We start from the raw sequence: 18,507 nt of genomic DNA, 5'->3' as shown, positions 1-18,507 counted from the left end.
CTGCAAAGCTATAATTTGCGCCTTCGTCCAAGAGGAATGCGCCATGTCTCTACTTGAGCACCAGCTCGAACTGCTGTCGCCTGCGAAAACCGCCGAGATCGGCCGCGAGGCCATCCTGCATGGCGCCGATGCCGTCTATATCGGCGGCCCCGCGTTCGGCGCCCGCCACAACGCCAGCAATTCCCTCGAAGATATCGCCAGCCTGGTACAGTTCGCCCACCGCTACCGCGCGCGCATCTTCGTGACGATGAACACGATCATGCACGACGCCGAGCTCGATCTGGCGCGCAAGCAGGTCTGGCAGCTGTACGAGGCGGGCGTCGATGCCCTGATCGTCCAGGACATGGGGCTGCTCGAAATCGACCTGCCGCCGATCCAGCTGCATGCCAGCACCCAGTGCGACATCCGCACCGTGGAGAAGGCGAAGTTCCTGGGCGACGTCGGCTTCTCCCAGCTGGTGCTGGCGCGCGAGCTGACGATCGCGCAGATCCGCAAGATCCGCGCCGAGGTGGATACGCCGCTCGAATACTTCATCCATGGCGCCCTGTGCGTCGCGTTCTCCGGCCAGTGCTATATCTCGCACGCGGACACCGGCCGCAGCGCCAACCGCGGCGACTGTTCCCAGGCCTGCCGGCTGCCTTACACGCTAACGGACAGCAAGGGTGGGGTCGTGGCCTACGACAAGCACCTGCTGTCGATGAAGGACAACGACCAGAGCCGCAACCTGGAAGCGCTGATCGACGCCGGCATCCGCTCGTTCAAGATCGAAGGGCGCTACAAGGACATGGGCTACGTGAAGAACATCACGGCCCACTACCGCCTGCTGCTCGACGAGATCCTGGAACGGCGCGCTGGCTTCGTGCGCGCCGCCAGCGGCCACACGCAGATCTTCTTCACGCCGGACGTCGACAAGAACTTCAACCGCGGCCACACCGACTATTTCGCGCAAGGCCGCCAGGACGACATCGGCGCCTTCGATTCGCCGAAGTACCTGGGCGTGGAAGTGGGCGCCGTCAGCAAGGTCGGCGCGGACCACTTCGAGATGATGACCGACGTGGCCCTGGCCAACGGCGACGGCCTGAACTACATGAACAAGCGCACCAGCGTCGGCGTCCAGGTGAACACCGTGCAGAAGCTGGGCGAGAGCGAGGAAGGCCAGCGCTGGCGCGTCTTCCCTAATGAACCCGTCAGCGCCTTGCCGGGCCTGAAGCCGGGCACGCAGGTCCACCGCAACCGCGACCACCAGTGGGAAGCGGCGCTGAGTAAGCGCTCGGCCGACCGCAAGGTCGCGCTGCACCTGACCCTGTCGGAAGTCGATGGCGGCCTTGCTCTGCGCTTGCGCGACGAGGACGGCATCGAGACGGTCACGACCGCGCAGCTGGCGCTACAGCCGGCGCATAACCTTGACCAGGCCGACGCGGCGCTGCGCACCAGCCTGACCAAGCTGGGCAACACGATGTTCGAAGCCGATGGCATCGCATTGGCGCTGTCGCAGCCCTGGTTCGTGCCCGCCGCCGCCATCAATGCCCTGCGGCGCGACGCCGTGGCGGCGCACGAGGCGGCTCGATTGGCCGCATGGGAGCGCCCGGAGCGCAAGGCGCCGGTGGAGCCGCCCGCGGTCTATCCGGCGACCCAGCTGTCGTATCTCGCCAACGTCTACAACGAGAAGGCGCGCGCGTTCTACCACAAGCATGGTGTGGGCCTGATCGACGCGGCCTATGAAGCGCACGAAGAGGCGGGCGAGGTGTCGCTGATGATCACCAAGCACTGCCTGCGCTTCTCCTTCAACCTGTGCCCGAAACAGGCCAAGGGCGTGCAGGGCGTGCAAGGGCAGGTAAAGGCCGAGCCGATGACCTTGAGCACGGGCGAGGACACCTACACGCTGCGCTTCGACTGCAAGCCCTGCGAGATGCACGTCGTCGGCGCCATGAAGCCCGGCATTTTACACTCGCCGCCACCGTCCGCCGTGCCGTATGGTTCGGTGAGCCCGCTGACCTTCCATCGGCGGCGGCCTGGGTAAGGTGCCGTAAGCGGCGCTTCTGCGCGGCGTCACGCGCCGAGTTACCGAGTCCCGTAGGGTGGGCACGCTGTGCCCACGCGTTACGTGCGTTTCCCTTCTGCGTTGGCAGGGGCATGTCGCCCGCTAACGTCAAGCTCGGCCGGGTTCTCGATTCATTGCACGCTTTGCGGGCGATATCTCACCGTCCGTGACTGTCGGCCACGTGCGTAACGCGTGGGCAGTAGGGCCGGCTAAATGCCGGCACTACACAGTGCCTACCCTACGTTTTTTGCGCATCTCATGGCAACCAGGACCGCATCTTCAGTTTCCGCCTTCCAGTCAACATTTCTTGTTGACATGTTCAATATTGTCGTCTACTGTATTAATCAACTAATACAGTAGACACCATGACCACCCATTCCGCCCACCTGTTCTCGATTTCCACCGGGTCGCCCGAGCCGATCTATCGCCAGCTCGTCGAGCAGGTGAAGCGCCTGGTCGCGGCCGGCCAGATGGCGCCGGGCGACGGCATGCCCTCCGTGCGCGAGCTGGCCCAGGCGCTGGCCCTGAACCCGATGACCGTCTCCAAGGCCTACAGCCTGCTCGAGATGGAAGGGGTGCTGGCGCGCCGCCGCGGGCTCGGCATGGAGGTGGCCGAACGCGCCGGCGGCGGCCAGAGCGCGCTTGAGCGCGCCGCACTGCTGCGCCCGACCCTGGAACGCGCCGCCCTCGAGGCGCGCCAGCTCGAACTCGATCCCGACACCGTTGTTTCCCTCTTTACCCAGATCCTGAAGGAACAAGCATGACTACACCGATCATCCAGAGCAGTTCGATCAGCAAGCATTTCGGCAGCGCCACGGTATTGGACAAGCTCGACTGGCAGGTGATGCCGGGGCAGGTGATCGGCCTCCTGGGCCGCAACGGCGCCGGCAAGTCGACCCTGCTCGAATGCCTGCTCGGCCTGCGCGAACTTGATGCTGGCTCGGTCCGCATCTACGGCGAAGACGTGGCGCGCCTGTCCGACGCCACCCGCGCGCGCATCGGCTACGTGCCGCAGAAATCCGACCTGTTCGAGTGGATGACGCCGCGCCAGATGCTCGGCTACTTCCAGGCGCTGTACCCGCGCTGGAACGCGGCCAAGGTCGATGCCCTGCTGGAACGCTGGGGCTTCGACAAGCTGATGCAGAACAAGGCGATCAGCAAGCTCTCCGGCGGCGAGCAGCAGCGCCTGTCCATCATCCGCGCGCTGGCCCACGATCCGGAACTGCTGGTGCTGGACGAACCGGTATCAAGCCTCGATCCGGTCGGCCGGCGCGATTTCCTGCGCGAGCTGATCGACGGCGTGATCGAGCGCGGCACCACGGTGGTGTTCTCGACCCACATCCTGTCGGACCTGGAACGCGTCGCACTGGATCTCGCTTTCCTGCGCGACGGGAAGATTGCCCTGCAGGGCCGGCTCGACGAGCTGCTCGAAGGCGCGCGCCGCGTGGTGGGGCCGGCGGCGCTGCTTGACGGTAAACCGCTGGCGGGGGAACTGCGGCGCCAGCGCGCGCTTGATGGCACAGTCAGCGTGGTCACCCACGGCGCCGGCGCGCTCGAGGGCCTCCGCAAGGAAGCGGGCGTACGCGTCGAGCCGCTCAGCCTGGAAGACCTGTTCATCGAGGTGACCCAATGAACGCGCTGCTGAAGGACTACTGGCTGGTGTGGCGCATGGCGCTCAGCACCCGCCACCCGCGTGCCAGCATGATCGTGCTGGGACTGACCGCCATCGGCACCGTCCTGGTGGCGGCGCTGGCCCAGATGAAAGAAGGGGATTGGATACTCACGGCCGGCTTCGCGCTGCGCGTGGCGCTCGGCGGCCTGCTGGGTGGGTGGATGCTGTACTTCGTCCCCGGCGCGGTCAAGCTGAACTCACCCTTCACCGCGCGCCTGGTGCCGCGCCTGCGCCGCCTGCTGATCGAGTTGACGATACTGGTCTGGCTGACCGCGCTCGGCTCGGCCACGCTGATGTCGCTCGACACGCGCCTGTCGCCTGCGCTCGTTTTCCTGGGCACCGGTACCTGGCTCGCGGCATACGGTCTAGGGCAGAGCGGTCACCGCGTCGGCGCATGGGTCCAGTTCGCGGCCTGGATGCTCGTCGTCTTCCATGACAGCCTGCCTCCCGGCCTGATCGACCAGGTCAAGGGCGGCACCGGCCTCGTCGCCGCCACACTCCTGATGCTGGCATTCGGCGCGTTCGCCCTGCAGGCGATGTACATGAACGGTGGCGAGCGCCACTATGCGGCGCGCGAGGCGCAGAAGCTGCAGATCGAACGCCTCTCGGCCGATGGGCAGTTCAGGGAGCGCAAGCAGCACAATCTCGGCGCGTCGATCTACGCCAGGGCGCTGCGCCGCGATTGCGAAGCGCGCGACGTCGGCAGGCTGCTCGGCCACCTGCTCGGCTCGTCGACCCACTGGCTCAATCGCCTGCTGACGCTTGCGATCGTTGGCGCGACGGTGGCCATTGCGCTGGTCGGATTTCGCCTGTTCGGCAGCGCCGAGACGAACGACATGATCACGGCGATCGGCTGGTTGTTCGCCTTACCCTTGCTGCTGATGCCGCTGTTCGGCAGCGAGCTCCGAAGTGTGCGCCTGAAGGACACCGCAGCCGAACAGGCCCTGATCCGGCTGGTCCCGCCGATGCCGGCCGGCGCACCGGATTTCAACCGCAAGCTGGCCGATACGCTGCTGCGTGCGGCGCTGCTCGAGTGGGTCATGCTGGCGGGAGCCGTGCTGGGCCTGGGCGTGATGACCGGCGCCTCGGCAGCCAATCTGTTCATGCAGGCCTGCATCTGCTGCCTGACCTTGCCGCTCGTGGCCGCCAACCTGCGCGACCATGCACGCCGCAGCGGCCTGCTCGGCTGGCGCCTGCTGTGCGGCTTCGCACTGTCACTCGGGATCAGCTTCGGCCTCGCCATGGCGGCCCAGCGCGCTGTCGGCCTGCCGCTGACGGCTGGAGCGGCGCTGGTCAGCATCGCCGTCGCCGCCGCCCTTGTCGCTCGCGGGTTGAGCCGCGCCGCGACCGCGCCCTATGCCTTCCCGGTCGGCCGCCTGGCCTGACGGTTCGGCTCCGACTCAGTGCCCGCGGCGCTGCACCAGCGCCGTGCCGACGCCGTGACGGCGGCCTTCGCTGACTGCCGTCACCGTGCCGTCGGGATTGAACACGATGGCGTTCGCCGCGCCGATCTCCTCGGCCGGCTCTTCCCACTTGTGGCCGAAAGCCTGCAGCGCCTTCGCCTGGGCGCTGCCGGCAAAGCCCGGCTCGACCGAGGTCGACGCGCCGTTGCGCTCGGACAGGCGCGGCGCATCGATCGCCTCGTTCATGGGCATGCCGAAGTCGACGTGGTTGACGATGGTCTGCAGCACGGTCGTGATGATGGTCGAGCCGCCCGGGCTGCCGATGGTGAAGGCGGGCTTGCCGTCCTTGAGCACGATGGTCGGCGCCATGCTGCTGCGCGGGCGCTTGCCCGCTTCCGGCACGTTCGGGCGTGGACCGGAAAAATCGAAGTCGGTCATCTCGTTATTCAGCAGGAAGCCATAGCCCGGCACCACGATCCCGCTGCCGCCCCAGGATTCGATGGTGAAGGTGTAGGACACCACGTTGCCGTCCTTGTCCGAGACCGTCAGGTGGGTGGTGTGGGCGCTTTCCTTCTGCAGCGGGCGCTGCTGCGGCTGCAGTTGCGGACGCAGCGGGATGCTCGGGTCCTGCTGGAAGGCGTAGGGATCGCCGGCCGCCACCTTCGGCGCCGCGGCGCGTTGCGGATCGATCAGCGCGCGGCGCTGCGCCGCGAATTCCTTCGAGAGCAGGCCGGCGATCGGCGCGTCGACATATTCCGGATCGGCGAGATAGGCATCGCGGTCGGCAAAGGCGAGCCGGCTCGCTTCCAGGTAGAGGTGCTCGGCGTTCGCGCGCGGCATGGACTTCAGGTCGTAGCCTTCGAGGATGTTCAGCGCCTCGGCCACCGCCACGCCGCCGCTGCTCGGCAGGGGCATGCCGTAGATGTCGTAGCCGCGGTAGCTGCTGACGACCGGCTGGCGGATGCGCGCCTCGTAGTTGGCGAGGTCCGCCAGGGTCATGCGGCCCGGACGCACGCTGGCGCCGGCTGTCACAGGCGGCCGGTTGACGGCGTCGACGATGGCGCGCGCCATCGGTCCTGCATAAAAGGCCTTGTAGCCGCGCGCGGCGATCTCGCGGTAGGCCTTGGCCATGTCCGGATTGCGCAGCAGGGTGCCGGGCGTGACCGCCTTGCCGTTGCGCAGGTAGAGCGCGCTGGTGGTCGCGAATTGCTGAAATTTTCTTTCATTTTCGCGCGTTAAATGAAAGAAAGTTTCATTGACCGTGAAGCCCTTGCTGGCGACATCGATGGCCGGGGCCAGCACCTGTTTGAAGCCCATGGTGCCATAGCGTTCCAGCGCCTCGTGCCAGCCGCGCACGGTGCCGGGCACGCCGACCGCCGCGCCGCTTGCGACCGCCTTCTCGAAATCGATCTCCTTGCCGTTATCGAGGAAGACCGCCGGCGTGAAGGCGGCGGGCGCCATTTCGCGGTGGTCGATCGTGATCACGCGCTTGTCCTTTGCCAGGTAGATGACCATGAAGCCGCCGCCGCCGATGCCGCAGCTGAAGGGATCGGTCACGCCCAGGGTCGCGGCCGCCGCCACGGCGGCGTCGATGGCGTTGCCGCCCTTGTTCAGGATGGTCAGCGCCGATGTTGATGCCTGTTCGCTGATGGTGGCGACGGCGCCGCCGCTGCCGGTGGCCACCGGCGTCTTCGCGCTTGCCAGCGGCGCGTGCAGGATGATGGAGAAGGTGAGTGTCAGGGCGAGGACGGATCTGCTCATGGATACGGTGTCAGGGTGAGGGCGAAGGTGAACGGAAGGTCACGGCAGCACCTTCACCGTGACGCGATGGTTGGCAACGGCGCCCTGCGGGGCCGGGGCGGGAAGGGAAGCTTCGTCGAGCATGAGGCGCGCGCCGCCGAGCAGGCTTGACGCGTGACCGGGGGCGCCCGGCGAGAGCACGAAGGACTCGGGCGCCGCGCCTTCGCGCAGCAGGCTGAAGCGGCAGTCCAGCTTGCCGGCCCAGACGCAGCGCACGCCCGGCGGGCAGCGGCTGTCCTCGGCCTCCTCGAAGCGCAGCGTCACGCCGGGCGCGGCCTGGACGCTGCCGCCGGGGACCAGCGTGAAGGCGCGCGCCGTCGGCCCCGATGGTGCGGCGCAGGCGGTCAGCATGAGGCAGGCGAAGGGCAGGGCGAGCAGGTGGCGCATCGGGCATCCGGGCGGTTCGACCGCCCGATCTTAGCAAAAACGCCCATGCCACGGCGTTCATTGTCAGCTCATTGTCGGTCATACAGCGGTCACATTCGCTGGCTAGACTTTCGCTCGTCACTTAACCAACCCCGAGTTACGACAATATGAAAATCAAGCACATGTTCAAAACGATGATCGCCGGCGCTGCTGCCGCGATGGTGATGTCCTCGGCTTTCGCTGCCGACGTGACCGGCGCGGGCGCAACCTTCCCGTACCCGATCTACGCCAAGTGGGCGGAAAGCTACAAGGCCGCCACCGGCGTTGGCATGAACTACCAGTCGGTCGGCTCGGGCGCGGGCATCAAGCAGATCAAGGCCAAGACCGTCGACTTCGGCGCGTCGGACATGCCGCTGAAGGCAGCCGAGCTGGAAGAAGCCGGCCTGATGCAGTTCCCGGCCATCATGGGCGGCGTGGTCGCCGTCGTCAACGTCGAGGGCGTGAGCCCGGGCCAGCTGAAGCTGACCGGCCCGGTCCTGGCCGACATCTACCTGGGCAAGATCACCAGGTGGAACGCCGCCGAGATCAGCGCCCTCAATCCTGGCGTGAACCTGCCTGCCGCCGACATCACCGTCGTGCACCGCGCCGACAGCTCGGGCACCTCCTTCCTGTTCACCGACTACCTGTCGAAGGTGAACCCGGACTTCCAGCAGAAGGTCGGCGCCGGCACCTCGGTGAAGTGGGCCGTGGGCGTGGGCGGCAAGGGCAACGAAGGCGTCGCCGCCAACGTGCAGCGCATCAAGGGCTCGATCGGCTACGTCGAGTGGGCCTACGCCAAGAAGAACAAGCTGTCGCACACCCAGCTGAAGAACAAGGACGGCCAGTTCCTGCAGCCGGACGACGAGAACTTCAAGGCCGCCGCCGCCAGCGCCGAGTGGACCAAGACCCCGGGCTTCGCCGTGATCCTGACCGACACCGCCGGCAAGAACAGCTGGCCGATCACGGGCGTGTCCTACATCCTGATGCACAAGACCCAGGCCGACGCCACCAAAGGCAAGGAAGTCGTGAAGTTCTTCGACTACGCCTTCAAGAACGGCGCCGCTGCCGCCGCCGAACTGGACTACGTGCCGATGCCGCCGTCGGTCGTCAAGCTGGTCCAGGGCGCGTGGAAAGCCCAGCTGAAGGACGCGTCGGGCAACGCGATCTACTGATCGGATCGATCACAGGACGGGGCCTCAACAACCCCGCGTCGGGCTGGCCGCTGGTGACTTGCGGCCAGGTTCACGGCGGCTCCAGGGATGGGGCCGCCGTTTTTTCGTGGTGGTCGGCCGTAGGGTGGGTTCTTGAACCCACGCGGTTTCACTGATCGATTTGCGGCGCCGTATGATATCGCCGCAAACGTTGCTTCACCGCTGCAGTGCTTTTGTAGGGTGGACACCTGTGTCCACGCGGTCTCACCGGTCGATATGCGGCACCGCACGAGCTCGCCGCCAACGGTGATCATGCGTCGTACGGCGTGGGTTCAAGAACCCAGCCTACGAAAATCTCGGCGAGTTCACGAGGCGCCGCCGATCAACTGGTGAGACAGCGTGGGTACAGGTGCCCACCCTACGAAAAACAGTCTCATCAGCCGCTCTGTGGCGCCATATGATCTAGCCGCTGATCTCGTAGGGTGGGCTCTCGAGCCCACGCGGTCTCATCGGTCGATATGCGGCACCGCACGAGCTCGCCGCCAACGGTGATCATGCGTCGTACGGCGTGGGTTCAAGAACCCAGCCTACGAAAATCTCGGCGAGTTCACGAGGCGCCGCCGATCAACTGGTGAGACAGCGTGGGCACAGGTGCCCACCCTACGAAAAACAGTCGCATCAGCCGCTCTGTGGCGCCATATGATCTAGCCGCTGATCTCGTAGGGTGGGCTCTCGAGCCCACGCGGTCTCATCGGTCGATATGCGGTGCCGCACGAGCTCGTGGCAAACGGTGATCATGCGTCGTACCGCGTGGGTTCAAGAACCCAGCCTACGAAAATCTCGGCGAGTTCACGAGGCGCCGCCGATCAACTGGTGAGACAGCGTGGGCACAGGTGCCCACCCTACGAAAAACAGACCCGTCGCCGCGAGCGACATCAAGAAATAAAAAACGGCGGCCCATCGCTGGACCGCCGTTTTCACATGATGCTGCCGCCGGCTTACACGTACGCCGCCAGCGCGCCCTTCATCTTCTTCAACGCCGCCGATTCGATCTGGCGGATGCGCTCGGCCGACACGCCGAATTCCTCGGCCAGGGTGTGCAGCGTGGCGCCCGAGCCGTCGTCGTTGGCCAGCCAGCGCGCTTCGACGATGCGGCGCGAACGCGGGTCGAGCTTGCCCAGCGCCGTCTCCAGGCCTTCGGACTGCAGGCGCGTGACCTGCTCGGCTTCCAGCACCTTGGTCGGTTCCTGCTGGTCCGAGGACAGGTAGGCGATCGGCGAGAACTTGTCGTCCTCGTCGTCGGTCGGCGCTTCCAGGGCGATGTCGCGGCCCGAGAGGCGGGTTTCCATCTCGATCACTTCCTCGCGCTTGACGCCCAGCAGCTTCGCCAGGTCGTCGACCTGGCCCGGCGACATCGCGTCCAGGCCCTGCTTGTTGCTGCGCAGGTTGAAGAACAGCTTGCGCTGGGCCTTGGTCGTCGCGACCTTCACCAGGCGCCAGTTCTTCAGGATGTACTCGTGCATCTCGGCCTTGATCCAGTGCATCGCGTACGACACCAGGCGCACGCCCTGGTTCGGGTCGAAACGCTTCACGGCCTTCATCAGGCCGATGTTGCCTTCCTGGATCAGGTCGGCGTGCGGCAGGCCGTAGCCCAGGTAGCCGCGCGCGATCGACACCACCAGGCGCAGGTGCGAGAGCACCAGTTTCTGCGCGGCGTCGAGATCATTCTTTTCCCGCAGCCGCTTTGCCAGCGAGACTTCTTCCTCGTGGGACAGCATCGGCAGCCGGTTCACCGCGGAGATATACGCGTCGATGTTACCGAGATTGCCAGTGAAGCCAAGTCCCAGAGCACGGCTGCCGGTTGGAACCAATGCGGATTGTGCGGACATTATGTTTTCCCTCGTAAGTAATTTGTGCTGCATCTCGCGCAACGGGACAATTCCCGCTGCCGATTTTTTCGGCTTGATTCCGGATGCCAGCGAACCCATTTACATTCACTTGAGTCATATATTAGCACTCTCTAGGGGTGAGTGCTAGCGACGCCCCCGTATGCCAGGGTCGTTTAAGTCTCGTCAAAGTATTGCTTATAAGCATTAATCATGCCCGCTTTACTGTAGAGTGAAACGGCGCAGATTTATTGAGCTATCTCAAGTACTTACCTCTTGTGGGTCGCGTTAGGCCACAGACTAAGGGCGGTCGAAAGCCCGTTTCTGTTAGTTGGCGCACGAAGCACCGAGTTCGGGGCATGGCGAGGCAAATTCCTACTTCGGCGAGGGAAGTAGACGCACAAGCCGGAAGCATGGGAGGGCTGGAAAACGACGCGGGCGGACCCATGGGCCCGCCCGGAGAAGGACAGTCAGGAGCGCGCGCTCAGTTCAGGCGCGCCAGGTGACGTTGCACCGACAGCATGGCCCCGATCAGGCCGAGGCCGGCGCTGATCGCGAGCAGGGCGGCCAGCTCCAGTGGCCCCAGGAAAGCCAGCTGGAATTCCGACGCGTACAGGCGCGCGAACTCGGCGATCGCCGTGTTCAGCGGCCGCAGGGCCAGCGCCACGCCCGCCAGGGCCAGCGCGCCGGCGCACAGGCCGAACAGGGCGCCGGTGTAGTAGAAGGGGCGGTGGATGAAGTTGTCGGTCGCGCCCAGCAGCTTCGATACCGCGATTTCCTCGCGCTGGGTCAGCACCTGCAGGCGGATGGTATTGAACACCACCGCGATCACCACCACGCCCAGCGTGACCGCCAGCAGCAGCAGCGCCAGGCGCAGCACGTCCATCAGCGCGGCCAGGCGCTTGACCCAGGCCGAGTCGACCTGCACGGTGTCGACGTGCGGCAGCTGGTGCAGCTGCTCGACCACGGCGTCGATACGGGCGGCGTCGGCCGTGTTCGAGGAACCGGCCAGCTTCATCACATAGCTGTCGGGCAGGGGATTGTCGCCCAGCGTGTCGAGCGCATCGGACAGGCCGCTGCGCGCCTTCAGGTCTTCCAGCGCCCGCTCGCGCGGAATGAAGCTGATGCTGGCCTTGTTGTCTCCCATGCCTTCCAGGATCTGGCGCAGCTGCGGCTCGATCGCGCGGGCTTCCTCGCGCGTCGCCTCCGGCTGCACGAACAGGCTGACCTCGGGATCGACCGAGAGCTGCTCGGACATCGGGCGCACGTTCTCGAGCAGGGTGATGCCGGCGAAGGGCAGGGTCAGCGCGACCGCGATCACCAGCACGTTGAACAGGAAGCTGCCCGGCGCCTTGCGCACGGTGGAGAGCGCCGCGCCGAGCGCGAAGCGGTGCTGGCGGAACCACGGGCTCATGCCGCACCTCCGGTCGCGTCGGCCATGCCGGCGGCGCCGGCCATGCCGCCCGACACCAGCTGGCCGTGCTCCAGGCGGATCACGCGTCCCGCCTGGTCGAGCACCTGCTCGTCGTGGGTCGAGATCACGCAGGTCACGCCGACGGCGTTGAAGGCGCGCAGGGCGTCGATCACCTTGTCGGCCGCCACGCGGTCGAGATTCGCGGTGGGCTCGTCGGCCAGGATGATCTGCGGGCGGTTGACGATGGCGCGCGCGATCGCCACGCGCTGCTGCTCGCCGCCGGACAGTTCCAGCGGATGGGCCTTCGCGCGCTCGAGCAGCCCGACCTTGTCGAGGGCGGCGCGGGCGCGCTGCTCGGCCTGGGCCTTCGGCGCGCCGGTCACCAGCAGGGGCAGCATGGTGTTGGCGAGGATGTTGCGGTCGTTCAGCAGGCGCTGGTGCTGGAAGATCAGGCCGAGGTTACGGCGCAGGAAGGGAATGCCGGCTTTCCTGATCTTGCCGATGTCCTGGCCGAACACGACCACGCGGCCGCTGCTCGGGCGTTCGACCGCCGCGACCATCTTCATCAGCGTCGATTTGCCGGCGCCCGAAGGGCCGGCCAGGTAGACCAGTTCGCCCTTGTCGATGTTCAGGGTGACGTCGCGCAGGGCGGTGGCGTCGACCGAGTATTTCTTCGATACGTTGTGGAATTCGATCATCGGCCTTTATCCCAGCAGCGCTTCGACAAACTCTTCTGCATTGAAGGGCTGCAGGTCGTCCAGCTTTTCGCCGACGCCGATGAAGTACACCGGCACCGGGCGCGTACGCGCGATCGCGGCCAGCACGCCGCCCTTGGCGGTGCCGTCCAGCTTGGTGATGATCAGCCCGGTGAGCTGCAGGGCGTCGTCGAAGGCCTTCACCTGGGCCAGGGCGTTCTGGCCGGTGTTGCCGTCGATGACGAGCAGGGTCTCGTGCGGGGCGCCATCCATGCCCTTGCCGATCACGCGCTTGATCTTCTTGAGTTCTTCCATCAGGTGCAGCTGGGTCGGCAGGCGGCCGGCGGTGTCGACCATGACGACGTCGACGCCGCGCGCCTTGCCCGACTGGACCGCATCGAAGGCCACGGCGGCCGGGTCGCCCGAGGCCTGGGAGATCACGGTGACGTTGTTGCGCTGGCCCCAGACCATCAGCTGCTCGCGCGCGGCGGCGCGGAAGGTGTCGCCGGCGGCCAGCAGCACCGACTGCTCCTCGCGCTGCATGTGCTTGGCGAGCTTGCCGATGGTGGTGGTCTTGCCGGCGCCGTTCACGCCCGAGATCATCATCACCAGCGGCTCGTGGCGGCCCAGCTCCAGCGGCTTTTCCAGCGGCTTGAGCATCTCGATCATCAGCGCTTTCAGGGCGGCCTTGACGGCGGCGGCGTCGAGCAGCTTGTCTTCCTTGACCTTGCGGCGCAGGTTGTTCAGCAGGTGCTCGGTGGCGTCCATGCCGGCGTCCGACATCAGCAGCGCGGATTCGAGTTCCTCGTACAGGTCTTCGTCGATGCGCGCGCCGACGAACAGCAGCGACAGGTTGCTCGAGGTCTTGGACAGGCCCGCCTTCAGGCGCGCCATCCAGGATTTCTTCTTCTCGGCTTCGGTGGTGGGGCGTTCGGCCGTTTCCTCGATGACGAGTTCAGGCTCGGCGCTCAGGGCCGGGACAGGGGCTGGCGCCGCTGCGGGAGCAGGCGCGGGAGCGGCGGGGGCGGGAGCGGTAGGGACGGGCAGGACCGGCGTCGCCGCCTGCTCGACAGCTTCGACCGGCGCCGGCGTTTCGGGGGCGGCTTTTTTTCTCTTAAAGAAACTAAACATGGGTTGAGTGGTGGCGGCTGCTGCATGCACATGCCGGAATGGGATACCGGCACGACGAAAAGGGTCGCGGGTATTTTACCAGAGCACAGTACTGACGAATCGGCAAGAGCCGGGCCGTGCGTCGTGCCGCTGCTGCCTTGGCGCGCCATGGCGGAGGGCCCTCATGCAGGCCGCGGGCTCTTCTTTGTCGCGGGCCGCACCCAGTCGCCCCCATCCATTCTTTGCACGGACAGGTGTTCCGGAAGCGATTTGACCATCGCGGCGAGACCGGTGTGTTTACATTTCTTGGCCGAGAACGCCGGATAGGCCGTGCTCATGTGATGGCCGAGCGCACCCATCCCCACCCAGCCGCTCTTGCTGTCTTTCGCCAGCAAGGCGACTGCCTGGATTAATTGCTGGTTGGATTCCTCGCGCAGCGACGCAAGCGCAATCGATTCGAGCAGTTCCTTCGTCTCTGTCTGTACAGCCGGGACCGGTATTGCCTGCTCCGCCGCCGCAGCCGTCGCCGGCACGAATTCGTGGAAGGCGTCGCAGGCGTCGCGCAGCATCGCCGGCGTTTTCGCCTGGCCGACGATGACGACGGAAGCGCCGCGGACACGCAGCTTGCGGCACAGGGCAGTAAAGTCGGCGTCGCTGGTCAGCAGATAAAAGGTGTCGGCGCGGTTGTCGATCAGCAGTTCCAGCGCGTCGAGCGCCAGCGCGATGTCGGCCGCGTTCTTGCCGGTGCCGAACTGGTGAAGCGGAGTAAAGGCCAGCCGGTTCAGGGCATCGCGCCAGCGTGGCTGTTCCATCGTGAAGTCGTTGCCATACCCCTGGCGCAGCACGATGCGCGACTGCGCGGGAGCCAGGCTCAGCGCAAACGCCAGCGCCTCGGGCGAGGAATTGTCGCAATCGGCCAGGACCGCAATGCGCGCGGATGGTGAAACAGGCTGTGGCATCTGTCGCTCTCATTCGGCTTTGATAGCGCCAGATGATAGGCCAGTTTTGTTACCCTGAGGGAATATTTTGTGCGGAAAGGCAGCGTCTCAATGCCTCAGCTTGCTCCACCAGGCCGCCTTCTTCTCCGGCAGCACGGGTTCGAGCCGCCAGCATCCGTAGGGGTTGTTGAACAGGGAGTCGGGGCCGTAGTCGATCGCCGCCACGGCGCGCACCCGGTACACGGGCGCGCCTTCGCTGACCGAGAAGGTATGCCCGTCCTCGAACACCGGCGCCTGGGCGAACAGGTAGTGGGTAAACGTGCGCAGCAGCTCGGCGGCCGCGCCCTTGTCGCCGCCGGCCGGGCTGACGATCGCATCCGGCAGGCCGAAGTTGTGCATGCCGCAGGAATAGACCTCCTGGCCGGTCAGGTAGACCACGAGGGCGCGGTGGGCGGTGAGCATGGCCAGCTGGTCGCACAGGTCGAGCCAGTAGGCTGGGCCGTGGGCGATGCCGGTGCTCTCCACCTTCACGCCCAGGCCGCCCGCCTCGACCAGGGCCGCGCCGGCGCGCATCATCGCTTCGGCGGCCTCGCGCGCGCCGCCGGAGCCGACCAGGTAGACGACGCTCGCGTGACCGGCGATGGCGTCCATCGCCTCCGAACCGGCCCAGTGGGGACCCGCCGCCTTGAAGGCATCCGCCAGGCGCGGGTCGGCATGCTCGAACACCAGTTCGCAGCCGAACCGGGTCGCCATCTCCATCAGGATGTGGCCGGCGAACAGGTAGCCGGCATCGCTTGCGGCGACGCTGCGTACGAGCTCCTCGCGGCTGGTCCAGGGGCCGGGTATGCACAAGACTAATTCTGGCGTAGTGATCACGGTGCGTCTTCTCTTGGTCGTGCACAGCATCGAAGCTGGTCGATGAGAGCATAACCTATCCGATGAGCTTCCTTGCGCGCGATCGGACGGCGCCTGGCCCGGCTGTCGCCGCGTGGTCCCACCGGAGCAGTCGCGTGCCGAACATCCTGTTCGCGTCTGCCTTGAGTTCCGGTCGCTCCCCCATCGGCGCCCGTTTCAGGCGAACAGAGCATCTCCTGGCTGCGTTCCCCAAGTACTCACCCATGAATAAATGTGTTTTTGGCTGCCCGCTTTTGGAACCTCGCCGGCGCGTTGCTGCGTTGTCTCATTCATTTCTGGCCGAGTACTTAGTCGAGTTCCCGGTCGGCCTCGATCCGGGCGGCTTCATACGCTGCCTGTTCCTTTCGCCCGGTGGCCTGGCGGCGTTTCGCCTCCGCTTCGTCCAGGCACTCCGCGATGGCGTCGATGACGTGTCGAGTGAGTTTTTCGGAAACGCTCTCGTCCACCAGGGCGGCAGCGATCGCTGACTTGATCAAGGCCCGGCTTGCGGGCGCCAGTGCCTTCAAGGCGGCCGTGTCCTGTCGGTCCAGCCGTGTATCGAATTCGATGTTGTAATGGTGCGCGGCGTAGGTGATGTTCGAGCTGCCGAACAGGGCGGCGGTCGGCACCCATTGCGCGGGCCAGGCACGGTAGAAATTCACCGGGGAGCTGATCTGGGCCGTCATGGCCAATTTCGCATGGAAATGCTCGGCGATGACGATATGGATTCTTGCGGACAGCGACGGGGAAAGCGGGTCCTCGAGCGTTTCGAGTCCCCATTCGCATGCGCTGAACAGGCGCGTGAGATTCCGGGTCAGCTTGTCGATGTCCTCATCGGATACGGTCGTCATCGGTATCGTTCCCTCGCCCTCGGTCGCCGCGAGATAAGCGCTGAAACCCGGTTTGCCATGGACGCCGACCACCAGCAGGAGATGTCGATCGTCCGCGCCCTCCAACCACTCCCAGACCTCGGTCATTGGCAAGCTGTCGGCGTCGAAATAGCCATATGCCAGCACCAGGCAGTTATCGACGGAATCCTTTGGCAGCATTTGCTTGAGATACGATGAAATCGATTTATCCACCAGAAATTCCATATTCTCCATCCCATTAAGGTGACATCGCTCTGATAGGCAAGATGCGCATGTCGAGTACCGAAAAACATGCCGCATCAGGATAATATGATGCTTTAATTACCCTTTGTGAATATTGCATGACCGCCGATTCCGTCAGCTCTGTCGCTCGATGAAATTCGGGGCGGCGCATATTCCGAGTGCTGCACCGTGCTGTTTGGCGAGCCCGGAAACAACAAGGCCCCTGTATTGCAGGGGCCTGGAGGATGAGGGGAATCGATGTCAGCCAGCCTGCGCCGCCTCGGCCGCCTTGCGCATGGCCTCCAGCGTCGCGTTCGGCGTGATCAGGTTGCCGTCGTAGCGCAGCTCGATCAGCGCCGGCAGTTGCTTGCCGTTGGCGTGCTCGAGGGCGCGGGCCAGGGCCGGCGCGAAGTCGGCGGTGCGCTCGACGATCTCGCCGTGGCCGCCGTAGGCACGCGCCAGCGCCGCGAAGTCGGGATTGTGCAGCGTGGTGCCGGACACTCGGCCCGGGTAGGTCTTCTCCTGGTGCATGCGGATGGTGCCGAACATGCTGTTGTTGAAGACGATGATGATGACGCCGGCGCCATACTGCACCGCAGTGGCCAGCTCCTGGCCCGTCATCATGAATTCGCCGTCGCCGGCGAAGGTGACGACCGTGCGCTCCGGCGCGACGATCTTCGCCGCCACGCCCGAGGGCACGCCGTAGCCCATCGCGCCATTGGTCGGCGCCAGTTGGGTGCGCATGGCGCCGTAGCGCCAGAAGCGGTGGGCCCAGGAGGCGTAGTTGCCGGCGCCATTGGTGATGATGGTATCAGCCGGGAGCGCGGCCTGCAGGTCCTGCACCACCTGCCACAGGTCGAGCGGGGCCTGGCCGTCCTTGAACACCGGCGGCTGCGCCTGCCATGCGGCGAGTTCCGCTTTCGCTTCTTCCAGCGTGTGGCGCCAGGCGCCGGCATCGACCGGCTCCATCGCGGCCAGCATGGCGCAGGCCTGGGGCGCGCCGCTGGCGATCATCAGCTCGGCCTGGTAGACGCTGCCCAGTTCTTCCGGGTCGGCATGGATGTGCACCAGGCGCTGCTTCGGCACCGGCGAATCGAGCAGGGAATAGCCGGAAGTCGTCATCTCGCCCAGGCGCGGGCCGATCGCGATCACCAGATCGGCTTCCTTCACGCGCGCGGCCAGCTTCGGGTTGATGCCGATGCCGACGTCGCCGATGTAGTTCGGGTGGGCGTTGTCGATCAGGTCCTGGAAGCGGAAGGTGCAGGCCACCGGCAGCGCATTCGCTTCGGCGAAGCGCTCCAGGTCGGCGCAGGCCTGATCGTTCCAGGTGCCGCCGCCCAGCAGCACGAGGGGACGCTTCGCTTCCGCCAGCAGCGCGCGCAGCGCCTCGATCTGGCTCGCTGCGGGCGCGGCCTGCACCGGGGTGTAGCGGCGGGTGTCGGCCACTTCGGCTTTCGACACCAGCATGTCTTCCGGCAGGGCCAGCACCACCGGACCGGGACGGCCGCTGGTGGCAATCTGGAAGGCGCGTGCGATGTATTCGGGGATGCGGTCGGCGCGGTCGATCTGGGCCACCCATTTCGCCATCTCGCCGTACATGCGGCGGTAGTCGATTTCCTGGAAGGCTTCGCGGTCGACGAAGTCGTTGCCGACCTGGCCGATGAACAGGATCATCGGGGTGGAATCCTGGTAGGCCGTGTGCACGCCGATCGAGGCATTGGTCGCGCCGGGGCCGCGGGTGACGAAGCAGATGCCGGGCTTGCCGGTCAGCTTGCCGTAGGCTTCGGCCATGAACGCCGCGCCCCCTTCCTGGCGGTTGATGACGAAGCGGATCTGCGAATCGTGCAGTGCGTCGAGCACGTCGAGGTAGCTTTCGCCGGGCACGCCGAAGGCGGTGTCGACGCCGTGGACGTGGAGCGCGTCGACCAGAATCTGGCCGCCGGTGCGGGAAGGGTGCGTCATGTCTCTGTCATCCTTGTTGGTTTGGCCGGGCCATGCCAGGCATCG

15 protein-coding genes are annotated in these 18,507 nt (G+C 65.9%); 5 read left to right on the top strand and 10 right to left on the bottom strand.

What is annotated here, in order from left to right; genetic code table 11:
* The first annotated feature begins 43 nt into the window (after positions 1-43).
* The 4 genes from ACSUZJ_RS20835 to ACSUZJ_RS20820 all read left to right on the top strand — a co-directional run bounded on the left by ACSUZJ_RS20835 (position 44) and on the right by ACSUZJ_RS20820 (position 5,098).
* The gene (locus ACSUZJ_RS20835; protein WP_499411375.1) at positions 44-2,020 is read left to right on the top strand and encodes a peptidase U32 family protein; all 1,977 of its coding nucleotides are present in this window, start codon (positions 44-46) and stop codon (positions 2,018-2,020) included.
* A gap of 386 nt (positions 2,021-2,406) precedes the next feature.
* On the top strand, positions 2,407-2,805 hold the full coding sequence (locus ACSUZJ_RS20830) for a GntR family transcriptional regulator (protein ID WP_499411373.1): 399 nt from the start codon (positions 2,407-2,409) through the stop codon (positions 2,803-2,805).
* Complete coding sequence (locus ACSUZJ_RS20825) at positions 2,802-3,674, top strand: ABC transporter ATP-binding protein (RefSeq protein ID WP_499411371.1); 873 nt, start codon at positions 2,802-2,804, stop codon at positions 3,672-3,674. Before ACSUZJ_RS20830 ends, ACSUZJ_RS20825 begins: the two co-directional genes overlap by 4 nt.
* Positions 3,671-5,098 (top strand): hypothetical protein, encoded by a 1,428-nt coding sequence (locus tag ACSUZJ_RS20820; protein WP_499411369.1) that lies wholly within the window; start codon positions 3,671-3,673, stop codon positions 5,096-5,098. Before ACSUZJ_RS20825 ends, ACSUZJ_RS20820 begins: the two co-directional genes overlap by 4 nt.
* Positions 5,099-5,113: 15 nt before the next feature.
* Here ACSUZJ_RS20820 and ggt read toward each other — a convergent pair whose 3' ends face one another.
* A complete protein-coding gene (gene ggt, locus ACSUZJ_RS20815) occupies positions 5,114-6,877 on the bottom strand; it encodes a gamma-glutamyltransferase (protein WP_499411367.1) in 1,764 nt (587 codons plus the stop codon).
* A 39-nt stretch (positions 6,878-6,916) separates the two neighbouring features.
* Positions 6,917-7,303: a hypothetical protein gene (locus tag ACSUZJ_RS20810; RefSeq protein ID WP_499411365.1), complete on the bottom strand. Its 387-nt coding sequence runs from the start codon at positions 7,301-7,303 to the stop codon at positions 6,917-6,919.
* A 146-nt stretch (positions 7,304-7,449) separates the two neighbouring features.
* Between ACSUZJ_RS20810 and pstS the strand changes: the two genes are divergently transcribed.
* On the top strand, positions 7,450-8,493 hold the full coding sequence (pstS, locus tag ACSUZJ_RS20805) for a phosphate ABC transporter substrate-binding protein PstS (protein ID WP_499411363.1): 1,044 nt from the start codon (positions 7,450-7,452) through the stop codon (positions 8,491-8,493).
* Positions 8,494-9,470: 977 nt separating this feature from the next.
* Here pstS and rpoH read toward each other — a convergent pair.
* The 8 genes from rpoH to ACSUZJ_RS20765 form a co-directional block, all read right to left on the bottom strand.
* Entirely contained in the window at positions 9,471-10,361 is an 891-nt protein-coding gene (gene rpoH / locus ACSUZJ_RS20800) for an RNA polymerase sigma factor RpoH (RefSeq protein ID WP_499411361.1), read from the bottom strand.
* A 481-nt stretch (positions 10,362-10,842) separates the two neighbouring features.
* Positions 10,843-11,772, bottom strand: coding sequence for a permease-like cell division protein FtsX (gene ftsX, locus ACSUZJ_RS20795; RefSeq protein ID WP_499411359.1), 930 nt, complete (start codon positions 11,770-11,772; stop codon positions 10,843-10,845).
* Positions 11,769-12,470: a cell division ATP-binding protein FtsE gene (locus tag ACSUZJ_RS20790; protein ID WP_499411357.1), complete on the bottom strand. Its 702-nt coding sequence runs from the start codon at positions 12,468-12,470 to the stop codon at positions 11,769-11,771. The genes ftsX and ACSUZJ_RS20790 overlap by 4 nt, the downstream gene beginning before the upstream one ends.
* A 6-nt stretch (positions 12,471-12,476) precedes the next feature.
* Positions 12,477-13,598: a signal recognition particle-docking protein FtsY gene (gene ftsY / locus ACSUZJ_RS20785; RefSeq protein WP_499411355.1), complete on the bottom strand. Its 1,122-nt coding sequence runs from the start codon at positions 13,596-13,598 to the stop codon at positions 12,477-12,479.
* Positions 13,599-13,759: 161 nt separating this feature from the next.
* Positions 13,760-14,536 (bottom strand): NYN domain-containing protein, encoded by a 777-nt coding sequence (locus tag ACSUZJ_RS20780; RefSeq protein ID WP_499411353.1) that lies wholly within the window; start codon positions 14,534-14,536, stop codon positions 13,760-13,762.
* A gap of 87 nt (positions 14,537-14,623) precedes the next feature.
* Positions 14,624-15,391 carry a DUF4261 domain-containing protein gene (locus tag ACSUZJ_RS20775; RefSeq protein ID WP_499411351.1) on the bottom strand — a complete coding sequence of 256 codons (768 nt, stop codon included), beginning with the start codon at positions 15,389-15,391 and terminating at the stop codon, positions 14,624-14,626.
* 326 nt (positions 15,392-15,717) lie between these two features.
* Positions 15,718-16,503, bottom strand: a complete 786-nt coding sequence (locus ACSUZJ_RS20770) for a hypothetical protein (RefSeq protein WP_499411349.1) — start codon at positions 16,501-16,503, stop codon at positions 15,718-15,720.
* Positions 16,504-16,761: 258 nt separating this feature from the next.
* Positions 16,762-18,462, bottom strand: coding sequence for a thiamine pyrophosphate-binding protein (locus ACSUZJ_RS20765; protein ID WP_499411347.1), 1,701 nt, complete (start codon positions 18,460-18,462; stop codon positions 16,762-16,764).
* Between the last annotated feature and the right edge of the window lie 45 nt (positions 18,463-18,507).

The sequence above is a fragment of the Telluria sp. B2 genome, from assembly GCF_051789535.1.
GTDB lineage: Bacteria > Pseudomonadota > Gammaproteobacteria > Burkholderiales > Burkholderiaceae_D > Telluria.
This window is presented reverse-complemented; position numbering and strand designations above follow the sequence as displayed.

What these genes read in the sequence shown, in the direction of transcription:
- ACSUZJ_RS20835 (WP_499411375.1), top strand. Translation starts at nt 44, where the DNA reads ATGTCTCTACTTGAGCACCAGCTCGAACTGCTGTCGCCTGCGAAAACC.
- ACSUZJ_RS20830 (WP_499411373.1), top strand. Translation starts at nt 2,407, where the DNA reads ATGACCACCCATTCCGCCCACCTGTTCTCGATTTCCACCGGGTCGCCC.
- ACSUZJ_RS20825 (WP_499411371.1), top strand. Translation starts at nt 2,802, where the DNA reads ATGACTACACCGATCATCCAGAGCAGTTCGATCAGCAAGCATTTCGGC.
- ACSUZJ_RS20820 (WP_499411369.1), top strand. Translation starts at nt 3,671, where the DNA reads ATGAACGCGCTGCTGAAGGACTACTGGCTGGTGTGGCGCATGGCGCTC.
- ggt (WP_499411367.1), bottom strand. Translation starts at nt 6,877, where the DNA reads ATGAGCAGATCCGTCCTCGCCCTGACACTCACCTTCTCCATCATCCTG.
- ACSUZJ_RS20810 (WP_499411365.1), bottom strand. Translation starts at nt 7,303, where the DNA reads ATGCGCCACCTGCTCGCCCTGCCCTTCGCCTGCCTCATGCTGACCGCC.
- pstS (WP_499411363.1), top strand. Translation starts at nt 7,450, where the DNA reads ATGAAAATCAAGCACATGTTCAAAACGATGATCGCCGGCGCTGCTGCC.
- rpoH (WP_499411361.1), bottom strand. Translation starts at nt 10,361, where the DNA reads ATGTCCGCACAATCCGCATTGGTTCCAACCGGCAGCCGTGCTCTGGGA.
- ftsX (WP_499411359.1), bottom strand. Translation starts at nt 11,772, where the DNA reads ATGAGCCCGTGGTTCCGCCAGCACCGCTTCGCGCTCGGCGCGGCGCTC.
- ACSUZJ_RS20790 (WP_499411357.1), bottom strand. Translation starts at nt 12,470, where the DNA reads ATGATCGAATTCCACAACGTATCGAAGAAATACTCGGTCGACGCCACC.
- ftsY (WP_499411355.1), bottom strand. Translation starts at nt 13,598, where the DNA reads ATGTTTAGTTTCTTTAAGAGAAAAAAAGCCGCCCCCGAAACGCCGGCG.
- ACSUZJ_RS20780 (WP_499411353.1), bottom strand. Translation starts at nt 14,536, where the DNA reads ATGCCACAGCCTGTTTCACCATCCGCGCGCATTGCGGTCCTGGCCGAT.
- ACSUZJ_RS20770 (WP_499411349.1), bottom strand. Translation starts at nt 16,503, where the DNA reads ATGGAATTTCTGGTGGATAAATCGATTTCATCGTATCTCAAGCAAATG.
- ACSUZJ_RS20765 (WP_499411347.1), bottom strand. Translation starts at nt 18,462, where the DNA reads ATGACGCACCCTTCCCGCACCGGCGGCCAGATTCTGGTCGACGCGCTC.